15 protein-coding genes are annotated in these 14,112 nt (G+C 60.2%); 12 read left to right on the forward strand and 3 right to left on the reverse strand.

The genetic code is table 11. From position 1 onward, the window contains the following. Positions 1–162: 162 nt before the first annotated feature. Genes RIC05_RS03005 through rlxS form a run of 5 tightly spaced genes read left to right on the forward strand, consistent with a single transcriptional unit; the run spans position 163 to position 3,808 of the window. The gene (locus RIC05_RS03005; protein ID WP_350046224.1) at positions 163–396 is read left to right on the forward strand and encodes a helix-turn-helix transcriptional regulator; all 234 of its coding nucleotides are present in this window, start codon (positions 163–165) and stop codon (positions 394–396) included. Next, complete coding sequence (traF, locus tag RIC05_RS03010; RefSeq protein ID WP_350046223.1) at positions 396–896, forward strand: conjugative transfer signal peptidase TraF; 501 nt, start codon at positions 396–398, stop codon at positions 894–896. The genes RIC05_RS03005 and traF overlap by 1 nt, the downstream gene beginning before the upstream one ends. After that, the gene (locus RIC05_RS03015; RefSeq protein WP_350046222.1) at positions 884–1,519 is read left to right on the forward strand and encodes a lytic transglycosylase domain-containing protein; all 636 of its coding nucleotides are present in this window, start codon (positions 884–886) and stop codon (positions 1,517–1,519) included. The genes traF and RIC05_RS03015 overlap by 13 nt, the downstream gene beginning before the upstream one ends. Before the next feature lies 1 nt (position 1,520). Further along, complete coding sequence (locus RIC05_RS03020; protein ID WP_350046221.1) at positions 1,521–1,814, forward strand: hypothetical protein; 294 nt, start codon at positions 1,521–1,523, stop codon at positions 1,812–1,814. A 23-nt stretch (positions 1,815–1,837) separates the two neighbouring features. Continuing rightward, positions 1,838–3,808, forward strand: coding sequence for a relaxase/mobilization nuclease RlxS (gene rlxS / locus RIC05_RS03025; RefSeq protein WP_350046220.1), 1,971 nt, complete (start codon positions 1,838–1,840; stop codon positions 3,806–3,808). 26 nt (positions 3,809–3,834) lie between these two features. Here the strand turns inward: rlxS and RIC05_RS03030 are convergent, their stop codons facing one another. The 3 genes from RIC05_RS03030 to RIC05_RS03040 are packed head-to-tail and all read right to left on the reverse strand — an operon-like array spanning position 3,835 to position 6,445. Next, positions 3,835–5,580: a DUF2326 domain-containing protein gene (locus tag RIC05_RS03030; RefSeq protein ID WP_350046219.1), complete on the reverse strand. Its 1,746-nt coding sequence runs from the start codon at positions 5,578–5,580 to the stop codon at positions 3,835–3,837. Continuing rightward, the gene (locus tag RIC05_RS03035; RefSeq protein ID WP_350046218.1) at positions 5,577–5,804 is read right to left on the reverse strand and encodes an ABC-three component system middle component 6; all 228 of its coding nucleotides are present in this window, start codon (positions 5,802–5,804) and stop codon (positions 5,577–5,579) included. Before RIC05_RS03035 ends, RIC05_RS03030 begins: the two co-directional genes overlap by 4 nt. Then, on the reverse strand, positions 5,801–6,445 hold the full coding sequence (locus RIC05_RS03040; RefSeq protein ID WP_350046217.1) for an HNH endonuclease: 645 nt from the start codon (positions 6,443–6,445) through the stop codon (positions 5,801–5,803). The genes RIC05_RS03035 and RIC05_RS03040 overlap by 4 nt, the downstream gene beginning before the upstream one ends. A 420-nt stretch (positions 6,446–6,865) precedes the next feature. Here RIC05_RS03040 and RIC05_RS03045 point away from each other — a divergent pair, with 420 nt between their 5' ends. From RIC05_RS03045 to trbJ, 7 genes are all read left to right on the forward strand, one after another. Next, the gene (locus tag RIC05_RS03045) at positions 6,866–8,890 is read left to right on the forward strand and encodes a conjugal transfer protein TraG (protein WP_350046216.1); all 2,025 of its coding nucleotides are present in this window, start codon (positions 6,866–6,868) and stop codon (positions 8,888–8,890) included. A gap of 107 nt (positions 8,891–8,997) precedes the next feature. Beyond that, positions 8,998–9,396, forward strand: coding sequence for a ribbon-helix-helix protein, CopG family (locus RIC05_RS03050; protein ID WP_350046215.1), 399 nt, complete (start codon positions 8,998–9,000; stop codon positions 9,394–9,396). Further along, positions 9,393–10,355 (forward strand): P-type conjugative transfer ATPase TrbB, encoded by a 963-nt coding sequence (gene trbB, locus RIC05_RS03055; RefSeq protein ID WP_350046214.1) that lies wholly within the window; start codon positions 9,393–9,395, stop codon positions 10,353–10,355. Before RIC05_RS03050 ends, trbB begins: the two co-directional genes overlap by 4 nt. A gap of 19 nt (positions 10,356–10,374) precedes the next feature. Further along, positions 10,375–10,683: a TrbC/VirB2 family type IV secretion system protein gene (locus RIC05_RS03060; RefSeq protein WP_350046213.1), complete on the forward strand. Its 309-nt coding sequence runs from the start codon at positions 10,375–10,377 to the stop codon at positions 10,681–10,683. After that, a complete protein-coding gene (locus RIC05_RS03065; RefSeq protein WP_350046212.1) occupies positions 10,683–10,943 on the forward strand; it encodes a VirB3 family type IV secretion system protein in 261 nt (86 codons plus the stop codon). Before RIC05_RS03060 ends, RIC05_RS03065 begins: the two co-directional genes overlap by 1 nt. After that, complete coding sequence (gene trbE, locus RIC05_RS03070) at positions 10,937–13,381, forward strand: conjugal transfer protein TrbE (RefSeq protein WP_350046211.1); 2,445 nt, start codon at positions 10,937–10,939, stop codon at positions 13,379–13,381. Before RIC05_RS03065 ends, trbE begins: the two co-directional genes overlap by 7 nt. Continuing rightward, entirely contained in the window at positions 13,378–14,106 is a 729-nt protein-coding gene (gene trbJ, locus RIC05_RS03075; RefSeq protein WP_350046210.1) for a P-type conjugative transfer protein TrbJ, read from the forward strand. Before trbE ends, trbJ begins: the two co-directional genes overlap by 4 nt. The last annotated feature ends 6 nt before the right edge of the window (positions 14,107–14,112 follow it).

Consider the following 14,112-nt stretch of genomic DNA (forward strand, 5'->3'; position numbering starts at 1 on the left):
GCGTTTTCTTCGACGGAAGCCGTGTCGCGCGCCGCCACTTTCGCGTGAGCGAAAAGGGCAACGAAAGAGGGGGCTCGATTTCGATACCCCCCGTTTTTCAAGCGTCCCGCAACGCGCCCTTGCTCGCCATCCTTAGCCCATTCACGCCGAAAGGAGCTAACGATGCAAGACGATCAATCACGGGCGAGCGAGGCCAAAAAGGGCAGCCCGTTTCTCACCACGAGAGAGGCCGCACATTACCTCAGCCTCTCCTATCGCACACTTGAGAAGATGCGCCTCACCGGCCATGGCCCGCGCTTTCGCAAGCATGGCCGCTATGTGCGCTATCACATCGCCGACCTTGATGATTGGTCAAAAGGACGGCGGCAAAGCTCCACATCGGATGGGGCGCTGTGATGAAAAAAGCCGTCCTCCTTCCCCTTGCTGCCGTCCTTTCTGGCGTCGCACTGATCGGCTTTTCCGCCATCGCCCACGCGCCGCTTCTGGTCTGGAACGCCTCGGCCAGCGCGCCGATTGGCCTCTATCGCGTCACATCCGGTGCGCCGGAACGTGGCGACCTGGTGCTCGTTCAACCCTCGAAATCCATCGCCAAACTGACCGCCGAGCGCCGCTATCTGCCCGCTGGCGTGCCGCTGATCAAACGCATCGCGGCCATGGGTGGCGATGATGTTTGCGTCTTTGACGGCGCGATCATCATCAACGGCAAAATCGTCGCCCACCAGCTTGAAGTCGACCACAAAGGTCGCCCCATGCCGCGCTGGAACGAGTGCCGCGCACTCACTGCCGACGAGATTTTCCTGCTCCTCACTCCCGCCGATTCCTTCGACAGCCGCTATTTCGGGCCAGTCCCGCGTGCCCAGATCATCGGGAGGCTTGCGCCGCTATGCACCGAATAACGCCCCTCATCATCGCGACTGCGGCCATCATCGCCCCCGCAGAAGCGGCTACGCTTGACCAGTTTCAGGCGCATATCAAAGAAGCGTCACAGCGTTTCGCCATTCCAGCAAAATGGATCGAGGCCGTCATCGTGGCCGAGAGCAATGGCGATCCGCGCGCTGTCTCGCCCAGGGGTGCGATGGGCCTGATGCAGCTCATGCCCGGCACCTGGGACGAGCTGCGCGACCAGCACAGATTGGGCACAGATCCTTTCGATCCGCATACGAATATTCTGGCAGGAACGGCCTATCTCAAGGCCATGTACGAGCGGTTCGACAGTCCCGGTCTCTTCGCCGCTTACAATGCCGGGCCGGGGCGTTATGCGGAGCATTTGCGCACAGGAAAACCGCTTCCTGCCGAGACCCGCGCCTATGTCGCTGGCTTAGAGGCGGCGCTTGCTGGCGCGCCGGAAACCACCGTCACAAATGCAAAACCCAGCCCATCGCCCGCACAAAATTCGCCGCAAATCGTCTTCGATACGCGGCTGTTTTTCCCGATTTCAACGGGTGAAAACAGCGAAAATCCCGTGGGAAATGGCGAACTTTTCGTGCCGCTTTCCACCCAAGACTCGAGCGAGAAATGAGATGAACATGCCGATTTTCATTGCGGTTTTCAGCCGGTTTATTGCCCAGTGGCGCGACCTTGCCGCCGCCGGGGTTGCTGCCCCGGTGGAGGAGTGGTCGCAGGTGATCGTGGATGGCCGCAGGAGGGATGATCAAAGCCGCGTAAGGCAAGATAAAGCTCCGGCACCATCCGCGAGCATCGCGAATGGTAAGCCTTTGTCTGCACATTGTTTTTTCGGGAGGCTGGATAGTGCCAAGCGCTATGCCGTGGTGCCAGACCTCCGGCAACACCCTGATTTTCCTCAATATCTTTAACACTATATTTCATGAGGCGTTCCATGGCTGATGATGACGATTTCAAACCAAAGCTTGGCAAGATCCGCTCGCGCGGCTCCAAAAGCGGACGTAAATTTCTGCATCAGGTTCTGGCCGCGTCGAATCTCACCCGTAGCGGTGGGGGCAAATCAAACTTCAGCGGCAGCCGTATCGGGCGCGGCGTTGGCGCTGGCCGCGTGCTCGCCAGCCGTGACCGTTATGCCGCCTTTCGTCAGCGCCGGGTCATCATCAAATCCCGCATTGTTAAACTGGCGGGCAAGGGCATGAACGGCGCGCGGGCGCATCTGCGCTATATCCAGCGCGACGGCGTGACCCGGGAGGGCGAGCCGGGTCAGCTATACAATGCGCTGGAGACCGAAGCCGATGGCAAAGCATTTCTCGAACGCGCCGATGGTGATCGGCATCAATTCCGTTTCATCGTCGCGCCGGAAGACGGCATCGAATATGAAGACCTGAAGCCGCTCACTCGCCGTTTGATGGCGCGCATGGAAGAAGACCTCGGCACCAAGCTCGATTGGGTGGCCGTGGATCACTTCAACACCGGCCATCCGCACACCCATATCATGCTGCGCGGCAAGGATGATCGGGGTCGTGACCTGATCATTGCCCGCGACTATATCACCACCGGCATGCGCGAGCGTGCCGCGGAACTGGTCAGCCTTGATCTCGGCCCGCGCACAGACCGCGAGATCGAGAACCGGCTGCGCCATGAAGTTGAGCAGGAGCGGCTGACCAGCATCGACCGCCGCCTCATGCGCGAAATGGACGAGAATGGCATCGTTTCCGCTATCGACCGCAACGCTTTTCAGCAGACATTGCGGGCGGGTCGATTGAAGAAGCTGGCACGCCTTGGCCTCGCCGAAGAACTTCGCCCCGGTGGGTGGCGATTGGAAGAGGGGCTGGAAGACACGCTGCGCCGCATGGGCGAGCGTGGTGACATCATCAAGACCCTGCACCGCGAGATGGCGACGAAAGACATCACTCGCAGCCCCGCCGATTACGTCATCCATGATCCGGTCGATCCGCACATCAAACCTGTCACCGGGCGCGTGGTGGCACGTGGGCTGTCCGATGAGATCAACGATCGGCATTATCTGATCGTTGATGGGCTGGACGGACGCGCCCACTATATCGACATCGGCAAGGGCGAGGCGACCGAACCCTTACCGGAAGGCGGTATCGTCAGCGCCACGCCGAAAAGCATCGAGCCGCGCAAGGTGGATCGCACCGTCACTGAGGTCGCCGCCGCGAATGGCGGGCGTTATAATATCGACATCCACTTGCAGCACGATCCCCGCGCCACCGAGAGTTTTGCTGAAACCCATGTCCGGAGGCTGGAAGCGATCCGCCGCGCCACCGGCAAGATCGACCGCGCGCCGAACGGCACCTGGATCATTACGCCTGACCATCTCGACCGCGTGATGGAATATGAACGCGGGCGGGCCAAGGCAGCGCCAGTCATTGTCGAAAAGCTGTCACACCTGAATCTCGATCAGCAGGTGGGCTCTGATGGGGCGACCTGGCTCGACCGCGAACTGATCGCCGACACGTTTGAGCCCACCCGCGATTCCGGTTTCGGGCGCGAGGTGAAGGAGGCCCAGTCCCGCCGCCGTCAATGGCTGATCTCGGAGGGGCTGGCGCGTCAAGAACAGGGCCGCACGATTTTCCGCGCCAACATGCTGGATACCCTGCGCCGCCGCGAACTAACCCGCGTTGCCGGACAACTCTCCGAACAACTCGGCCTCGCCTATGCCGAAACCCGCCACGGCGAACCCGTTGAAGGCACGCTCCGCCACGCGGTCGAACTCGCCAGCGGGAAATACGCCGTCGTTGAGAAATCCCGCGAGTTCACCCTCGTCCCCTGGCGCCCTGTCCTCGACCGCCACATCGGGCAAAATGTTTCCGGCATCATGCGTGGCGACAGCATCTCCTGGACCATCGGGCGGCAGAGAAGTGGGCCGAGCATATCGTGATTAGAAAGTGATGTACTGATTGATACTTAATAACGGAAACCAAGCAAACTTCCGCTTGGATCGGTGTCGGTCAGTCGAAGGCGGACTAAGTTTTCGTAGTCGAACCCCGCTGAGAAGTCACTGACTGGCACCATGTCAGTATTGAGTGTGCAGATATACTGAAAGCCGTGCTTCGCGGACATCGCGGCCGCAAGTTCGAGCGCATGCGCTCGCTGTCGCGGATCGACGCCATCGAAGATCGTGCTATCGTGGATCAGGAAGTCGATGCCCAGTCCGCGTTGCCGTGCGAAAGATATGAGCACGAGGTCATAGCAGAAAATCTTCATCTTGCTGATGCCCTCACTGGGACTACCGGCAATTTCGACATCGAACTTGTAGCCCGTGTCATCAATATCGATGACGAGCCGTCCAGGGGATTTGTAAAGATGCTCCGAGAAATCGGAGAACAGGCTCAACGCCTGGGACCAGAGCGCGCGCCGCTCTTCATAGTCGAGCGTGGTTGCGCGCTTGAGCTCGACGGTCTCAACCTTGATAGTGTCGGCCTTGGACGTCATCTGCCGCAATTGCGTGATGCGGTTGGTCAGTTCATCAACTCTGAGCCGTGTTGCGGCATGCAGTTCCTGCAACTGTGTCAGTTCTTCGAGTGCTCCTTGTCCGGCAAGGGCACCAAGATAACCTGCGCGCCGATCCGTGAGGGCGGCAATCTGATCGTCGCGCTCCGTGATCGCGGTCTCATGAGCGGCGATTTCACTGGCGATGAACTCGCGCCGGTTGACAATGATCTGCTCGTTAAAGGCGCGGGCGTCCGAGAGCGTCTTCCGGACGGCACCTGGTAACGCGATGCCGGCTTCATTGTAGAGCGCCGCGAGGCGGTCTTCGGTGGGTGCGTCTTCGGAGACCAGAGAATCTCGATAACGCTCCAGTCGGCGTTTGTCCGTGATGTTGGCGTTGACTAGGCTATGGATCTCGGTGGTGAGCGCGTTTGCCTGTGCTTCGATCTCGCGGTACTGGGGCAGTACGCGGAAATTGGACAAAGCATCCCGATCGCGCTCGAGTTGGGTTGTCAGACGCAGGCGTTCCGCTTCCAGCTCACCCAGCGACGCGAGTTCTCCGTCAACGGCGCCGGTCTTGATGGCCTGCTTCAGCGCATCCAGCGCATTCTTCTGGTCCTTGAGCTGCTGCCAGGTTGCGGCCTTTTCCCAATCGAGGCCGAGAAGGAAGGCGTTATGGACCTGAATGTCCCAAGTCTTCTGGTTGTCGAAATGTTTGAAGGGCGTGTTATAGGCTGCGAGTTGGCTTCGAACGAAGTAGGAGAGCAGCGAGCGTGCGGAGGGTTTGTATCCGCCCTCGGGGCTCAGTTCGCTGAGCCCAAACAGAGCCCAAGCGAGCACCGACCTCCACTTTTTCGTGTCGAGGCCGGTTATGCCATCCTTGTTGGTCGTAGGCTGAACAGGCCAGCCGGTGGTCGGCCCTTCGATAGCAAAGAAACCTGGCGCATCGGTGGACCGGGTCACCGCGACATCATTGCCACTGACGGTTAACTCAAGAGTGAAAGCCCATTCCTCCAAGGGTTCTACGCGGAGGCCTTTCCTGGGCGACGTGTTGCTGCCCAGGCAGAAGTCGATGATCTCGATGAGCGTGGATTTGCCGAGCGCATTCGTCGTGTCCTTGTCGCCAGCCGTGGTCGAGCGGTCGGCGAGTACGAGATTCACTCCAGGGGTAAACGTGCCCTGGTGGAAGCCTCTCCGATTGGCGCGTATTGCTCGAATCATGATGCGGTCCTGACTATCAGGCCGTCTTTCATGTCGATGGCGCCGATCAGATAGAGAAGGTTGGAGGCGAGGACGAAGCGCTCGAAGGTGCCAACATTCGCCTCTGACCTCAGACGTTCCCAGAGGCCTGAGACTGTCATCGGTCCGTTCAGATGTGCGAGAACCGTCGCGCCGACACCGATCAGCGCTTCATTTTGCGGGATGTGTTTGGTTGGCAGAATCATTTTTCGAACACATCGCAGATTTCGAACAGGTAGATCAGCACGGCGATGCCGGCCGTCCTGTCGGCCTGGCGGCGCATCCCTTGCTGAGCGAAGTCGCACATCAGTTCAAATAGCTCGTCACCCTTATGACCTTTTTTTCGCATGGCATAGTATTGCTCAAGAAAACCGGCCTTGAGGCGCTCAGGAAAATCGGAATCGAGCTGCGCTTCCGCCTCGACATAGGCTGCGACGGTCGCGCGCGAGGTCAGGCCGGCGGCGATGATGTGTCGGGCGCCGTTCGAAAGGTCATTCTTTTTGATCTTCTCGTCCGGAGTGATGAGATCGAACGATCCGTCGCCAGCAGGCGCTTGCTTGGCGACCCAGGACACAGCGTTTTGGAGCTCGGGGAAGGCGACGTCTGCGAACGCCTCTTCCATCGCTTCTCGCACCTGCTTCTCGTGTGACTCCTTCAGTGCCTGAAGTATCGGAACTGGCCAGTCAGCCTCCACCTTGTCGATGATCGTGTGATGATCCGTGCACAAGTAGATAAGGTTGCGCACGCTATCGCGTTCCTCATCGGTCATGGACGCGTCATAGCGCGCTGCTCCAGATTTCTCGCCGCGAATATGCGCGGCCTCTCCGATGTAGGTATCGTCGCCCACCTTGGCCTCATATGTGAGGTGCTTGCAGCACTTTGGGAAGGCGCAGATGCCGCCACTTCGAAAGGCCAAGATGATCCTTGTCGGGTAACTAGCGCCCATTGCAGCTACCAATCGCACAGAAATCGCGCCGCGAATGCACCGATCCGACGCGCCAGATGCCAATAATGACGAAGTATAATAGTTTGTTATAGTTCATTATTTACTTCTTACTTGACCTGTCGATACAAGTCAAAAATTCCATCTCGAAATTGGCTCTCAGGCAATCGATTAGGCTTGGTTGTGGCAGTTCCGCGCCTTCGGGCGCAGTTCAGCATCGCCGGAGAATAGAGCCTGTTTCATCGTACATAAAGGCTATAAGCGTATCCCGCCACCTGCACGATACTTGCTCCGTTTGTCTTATCGAAGAACGGAGCCATCGTCATGACACCCACCAAACTCCTGATCGGCCAGATCGCTATCGTGTTCGCCATCGTCATTCTGGGCGTGTGGGCAGCGACGCAGTGGTGTGCGGACATGCTGGGCTATCAAGCGCAGTGGGGCAACCCGTGGTTCGTGCTGTTCGGCTGGCCTGTTTATGAGCCGTGGAAGCTGTTCGAGTGGTGGTATTTCTACGAAGCCTATGCGCCCGAGGTGTTCGACAAGGCGGGCATGTTGGCCGGGGCGTCTGGCTTCATGGGCTGCGCGGCAGCGGTGGTCGGTTCGCTGTGGCGGGCGCGGCAGAGCCGGTTGGTGACGACCTATGGTTCTTCGCGCTGGGCCCTGAAGGGGGAGATGAGGAAGGCCGGGCTGTTCCGGTCCGCAGGCGTGTTCCTTGGTCAGTTTCAGGAAAAATACCTGCGTCATGACGGGCCGGAGCATGTGATGGCTTTCGCGCCAACGCGCTCGGGCAAGGGCGTCGGGCTGGTCGTGCCGACGTTGCTGTCCTGGACAGGATCGACGGTGATCCACGACATCAAGGGTGAGAACTGGCAGTTGACCGCCGGTTGGCGCACCAAGTTTTCGCATTGCCTGCTGTTCAATCCGACCGACCCACATTCCGCCCGTTACAATCCGCTGCTTGAAGTGCGCAAGGGGGCGGACGAGGTGCGCGATGTCCAGAATATCGCCGATATCTTGGTCGATCCCGAAGGCGCGCTGGAACGCCGGAACCATTGGGAAAAGACCAGCCACGCGCTGCTGGTGGGGACGATCCTGCATGTGCTCTATGCCGAGGAAGAAAAAACGCTGGCGCGCGTCGCGACGTTCCTTTCTGACCCGACACGATCTTTTCCAGCAACGCTGAGGCGGATGATGGCGACCAATCATCTGGGCACGGCGGAAAATCCGCAGGTGCATCCGGTGGTGGCCTCCGCCGCGCGCGAGGTACTGAACAAATCCGAGAATGAACGTTCTGGCGTGCTTTCGACCGCCATGTCCTTCCTCGGCCTGTACCGTGACCCCACTGTCGCTGCGACGACATCGGCCTGCGACTGGCGCATCGCCGATCTGATGGACGCCAAACATCCGGTGTCGCTCTATCTGGTGGTGCCGCCTTCGGATATTTCGCGGACGAAACCACTGGTGCGGTTGATCCTCAATCAGATCGGGCGGCGGTTGACCGAGCGGCTGGAGGGCGACCCGAAGAAGTCGCGCAAGCACCAGCTTTTGATGATGCTGGATGAGTTCCCCGCTTTGGGGCGGCTCGATTTCTTCGAGACGGCCTTGGCCTTCATGGCCGGGTACGGCATCCGCGCCTATCTCATCGCGCAATCGCTGAACCAGATTTCCAAAGCCTATGGCGAGAATAACGCCATCCTCGATAACTGCCATGTGCGGATTGCTTTCAGCAGCAATGACGAACGCACCGCCAAACGGATTTCCGATGCGCTGGGGACAGCAACGGAACTGCGTGCCATGCGCAATTATGCCGGCCACCGGCTGGCACCCTGGCTCAGCCATGTCATGGTCAGCCGCCAGGAAACAGCGCGACCGCTCCTGACCCCCGGCGAGGTGATGCAGCTCCCACCCACGGATGAACTGGTTCTGGTCTCTGGCCTCGCGCCGATCCGGGCGAAGAAGCTTCGCTATTACGAGGATGAGAACTTCACCGAGCGGGTGCTGCCCGCGCCGGCGCTGGCGACAAGCGATTATGCTGACAAGCCTGAAACGCGACCAGATGATTGGGGCAAGCAGGTGCGCAAGGCTGACGCGCGGTTGGCCGCTGAAGATGATGCGAAGTCGACCTCTGTTGATGAGGGCGGGATGCAGCAACAGCGCCATCCGGGGCTGGGCGAGGAAATTGTTAAAACCGCCGAACCCGAGCAGGGCGAATTGCCGAACCTCTTGGATGATGATCCTGACAGCACTGCCGATAAGAACATGATCGATCGCGCCGCCACACCCGCGCGCGCCTATGGTGTCAACGAAGCCATGGGGCCGGACAGAGATCTGCTGGACGGGTTTTGAGTAAGATCCCGCAAGTGATCGTGCGTCGTCGTACATAAAGGATATAAGAGATTTCAGCGGCTTAGACGATCCTTGTTCTGACTTTCTTTTTGTCAGGACAAGAATACATGAAACCGCGCCACAATATTTACATCGACGAGGAAACCAGCGCCGAATTGGAGGCGCTGGCGGCAAAACCTGGCGCATCGAAGTCGGCTATCGTCTCGGATGCTATCCGCCACTACATCCGTCATCGCGGTGCGCATCAGATCGATGAGGCGCTGAAAATCCGCCTCGACCGGGTGACGCGCGACATGGGTCTTATCCGGCGTGATCTCGATGTGCTGACCGAGAGCCTCGCCTTTTTCGTCAAACTCTATCTCACCTTCAACGCGCATACCCCCGTGCCCGACGCGTCGGCGCAGGCGGTGGCGCGCGACCGTTTCCAGAAATTCATCGAGCAGGTGGGTCGCCAGATCGCGAGCGGCAAGCGCTCCCTCAAAAACACCGAGGAGGATTCCGAATGAGCGACACATCCGAAGAGCGCCGCCGCGCCATGCTGAAAACCGCCATGGGGCCGGTGATTGCCCAGGCTTTGGGCGACCCTGCCGTCATTGAGGTGATGGTCAATCCCGATGGCAAACTGTGGGTCGAGAGGCTGGGCGAAGGCCGCGGCAATATCGGCGTGCGCATTCATCCGTCCGAGACCGAACGGATTATTCGCCTGGTGGCAAGTCATGTCCGCGCCGAGGTGCATGCGGACAATCCCATCGTCAGTGCGGAACTGCCGTCCGGCGAGCGCTTCGAAGGTCTGCTGCCGCCGGTAGCATTGGGGCCATGTTTTGCCATCCGCAAACCAGCGACCAAGATTTTGACCATCGCTGATTATGTCCGCGATCAGATCATGGTGCCGATCCAGGCCGAGGCTTTGCGCAAGGCCGTTCGGGAGCGGAAGAACATTCTGGTTGCGGGCGGGACGTCCTCCGGCAAGACGACGCTGACCAACGCGCTCTTGGCCGAAATCGCCGATTGCGATGAACGGGTGATCCTGATCGAGGATACGCGCGAGCTGCAATGTGCGGCGAAGGACTGTGTGGCGCTCAGGACCCGCGCGGGCGCGGTCACCATGGCGGATCTGGTGCGCTCGACGCTCAGGCTTCGCCCCGACCGCATCATCGTCGGAGAAGTGCGCGGCGCGGAAGCACTCGACATGCTCAAGGCCTGGAACACCGGCCATCCCGGCGGCATCGCCACGGTGCACGCCAATTCCGCCCGCTCGGCGCTCTACCGCATCGAGCAGCTCGTGCAGGAAAGCGTCACCATTGTTCCGCGTCGGCTGATCGCCGAGGCCATCGACATGGTGGTGTTTATCGCCGGGCGCGGCAGTGATCGCCGCATCGAGACCATCGCCGAAGTGACCGGCCTCGATGAGCATGGCGATTACGTCGTCAAACCTCTGTCTCTTCCGCAACTGCAATCCCTCTGATCTCTCGAAAGGACACCTCATGCGCAAGAAGCTTCGATTTTTTCTTGTCTCCGCCCTCACGTTTGCGTTTACGGCCCCGGCCTATGCGGCCGGCTCCGGCATGCCGTGGGAAGAGCCGCTGCAACGCATATTGGAATCGGTGCAAGGCCCGGTCGCCAAGATCGTCGCGGTGATCATCATCATCCTCACAGGTCTGACACTGGCCTTTGGCGAAAGTTCGGGCGGGTTCCGGCGGCTGATTCAGATCGTCTTCGGTCTCTCAATCGCCTTTGCGGCCAGTTCGTTCTTCCTCTCTTTCTTCTCCTTTGGCGGCGGGGCGCTTTTGTGATGGCCGGTATTCAAGGATTTGAAGTCCCCGTCCATCGTGCGCTGACCGAGCCGATTCTCTTGGGCGGCGCGCCGCGCGCGGTCGCCATCTTGAATGGCACGCTCTCAGCGGCCATCGGCCTCGGCCTCCAGCAATGGATCGCCGGGCTGGTGATGTTCATGGTCGGGCACACGCTCAGCGTTTTCGCCGCCAAGCGTGACCCGGACTTCCTGCCCGTGCTCGCCCGTCATCTGCGTCAACGGGGGTGGTGGCGATGCTGAACATTGGCGAATATCGCAATAAGGCCGACCGCCTCGCCGATCTGTTGCCTTGGGCGGCCATCATCGCGCCCGGCATTATCCTTAACAAGGATGGCAGTTTTCAGCGCACATTCCGCTTTCGCGGCCCTGATCTCGAAAGCGCGACGGAAGCGGAACTTGTGGGCCTTTGCGCCCGCGCCAACAATGCCCTCAAGCGGCTTGGCTCCGGCTGGGCGCTGTTTTTCGACGCCGAGCGGCTAGAGGCGCAGCATTATCCGTCATCGGAATTTCCGGACGCCGCCTCATGGCTGGCGGATGAAGAACGCCGCGCCGCATTTGAAGAAGGTCGTCAGGGCCAGCATTTCGAAAGCCACTACCACCTCACACTTTTATATATGCCGCCGCCGGATGCCCAAGCGCGCACCGAAAGCGCATTGGTGGAGCGCGACCGGGAGGGGAAAGGGGGCACCAACGCCCGGAACTGGCGGCAGGAGATTTCTCGCTTCCGGGACGAGACCGAACGGGTACTGGATCTGCTCAGCGGTTTCCTGCCCGAAGTCCGAGCGCTCGATGACGCGGAAACCCTGACCTTCCTGCATGGGACGATTTCGACCAAACGTCATCCGGTCAATGTTCCCGAAACGCCGATGTATCTCGATGGCGTTCTGGTGGACACGCCGCTGACCGGCGGGCTGGAGCCGATGCTGGGCGATCAGCATCTCCGAACACTGACCATCCTTGGTTTCCCGAACACCACCCGCCCCGGCATTCTCGACGCGCTCAACCATCGGGACTTCGCCTATCGCTGGGTGACTCGGTTTGTGCCACTCGACAAGACGGCGGCAACCAAGGTCTTGACCCGCCTGCGACGGCAATGGTTCGCCAAGCGCAAGTCGATCACCGCAGTTTTACGTGAGGTGCTGACCAATGAGGCGGCGCCCCTGGTCGACAGCGATGCCGACAACAAGGCACTCGATGCCGATGCCGCGCTCCAAGCCTTGGGTGGTGATCATGTCGGTTTCGGCTATCTCACCACCACCATCACGGTGTTCGATGAGGATGCCCAAGCCGCAGAGGAAAAAGCCCGCGCGGTTGAGCGGATCGTCAATGGGCTTGGCTTCACTTGTATCCGCGAGAGCGTCAATGCGGTGGAAGCCTGGCTGGGCTCTCTGCCTGGCCATGTCTATGCCAATGTCCGCCAGCCGCTGGTCCACACGCTGAACCTCGCGCATCTGATGCCGCTGTCGGCGGTATGGGCCGGGCCAGTGCGCAATGCCCATCTGGATGCCCCGCCCTTGTTCTATGCGGAAACCTCGGGTTCCACCCCGTTCCGGCTCTCCACCCATGTCGGCGATGTCGGTCACATGCTGATCGTCGGTCCGACCGGGGCCGGCAAGTCGGTGCTGCTGTCGCTGATCGCCATGCAATTCCGGCGCTATGCCGGATCGCAGGTTTATATCTTCGACAAAGGCAATTCGGCCCGTGCTGCCGTGCTGGCCATGGGCGGCGAACATCATGCGCTGGGGGCAGATGGCTCTCTGGCCTTTCAGCCTCTGCGCCATATCGACGATCCCGCGACACGAAGTTGGGCGGCGGAATGGATTGTCGCATTGCTCGCCCATGAGAAACTCACTGTCACGCCAGAAGTGAAGGAGGCCGTCTGGTCGGCGCTTACAAACCTTGCCAGCGCGCCAGCGGCGGAACGCACGCTCACCGGGCTCACGGTGCTGCTGCAATCCAACCCGATCAAGGCGGCACTGCAACCCTATACGCTTGACGGTCCCTTCGGTCGGTTACTCGATGCCGCGGATGACCGGCTGGCGCTGTCGGATGTCCAGTGCTTCGAGACCGAGGAACTGATGCACCAGGCAGGCGTGGTCCTGCCGGTGCTGACCTATCTGTTCCATCGCCTCGAAGAACGGTTCGACGGGCGGCCGACGCTGCTGATCCTCGATGAAGCCTGGGTGTTTCTCGATAATCCGCTTTTCGCCGCCCGCATCCGCGAATGGCTCAAAGTGCTGCGCAAGAAGAATGTCTCGGTGATCTTCGCCACGCAGTCGCTGGCGGACATCGCGGATTCCTCGATCGCTCCGGCGATTATCGAATCCTGCCCGCAGCGCATCTTCCTGCCCAATGACCGGGCGGTCGAGCCGCAGGCGCGGGCGGCCTATGAGCGCTTCGGTCTCAATGACCGGCAGATCGAACTGATCGCCCGCGCCACGCCCAAGCGCCATTACTACCTGCAATCGCGGCGCGGCAATCGGTTGTTCGAACTCGGCCTCGGCCCCATCGCCTTGGCGCTGTGCGGCGCATCCGACACGGAAGCGCAAACTCTCATCGACAGCCTATTAGCCGAACACGGGCGGCAAGATTTCGGCGCCCGGTTCCTTTCCGCACGCGGTCTCGATTGGGCCGCTGACCTCATCACCCAATTCCCTCGACACGGAGAACCCTCATGAAACGCGCATCCCTTGCGGCGCTCATCGCCACTTCACTTTCCTTCTCCTTGGCTGTTCCTTTGGCCATCACCATGCCGCAGACGGCTCATGCCGCCTGGCCGGTCTTCGATGCCACGAACTATGGCCAGAATGTTCTTCAGGCCGCCCGCGCCCTTGAGCAGATCAACAACCAGATTCAGCAGCTCCAGAACCAGGCGACCATGTTGCAGAACATGGCGAAGAACCTTCAGCGGCTGGATTTCTCCTCGCTCGGTCAGATGCAGGGCGCACTCAATCGCATTGACGGGCTGATGATGCAGGCCGAGGGCTTGAGCTTCGACCTCGCTAGCCTCGAAGGCCAATGGCGGCAGCAATATCCTGATAGCTACGATGCCTCTATTGGTGTGAACGACATGGCGACGGCGGCGCGCGAGCGTTGGCAGAACAGCATGAACGCCTACCGCCAGACCATGCGCGTGCAATCGCAGATCGTCGAGAATGTGCAGGCCGATCAGGGGCTGCTCACCGATCTCGTCAATCAGAGCCAGGGTGCCGTCGGCGCGTTACAGGCGCAGCAGGCCGCCAACCAGCTCATCGCCTTGTCCACCAAGCAGCAGATGCAGATCCAGACGCTGATGGCCACGCATTACCGCTCGCAAGCGGAGGACGCCGCCCGCAAGGCTCAAGGAGAAGAAACTGCGCGCGAGACGACCAAGCGCTTCCTCGGTTCCGGCAAAGCCTATTGATCCGGG

Source organism: Thalassospira sp. (assembly GCF_040218635.1).
Classification (GTDB): Bacteria; Pseudomonadota; Alphaproteobacteria; order Rhodospirillales; family Thalassospiraceae; genus Thalassospira.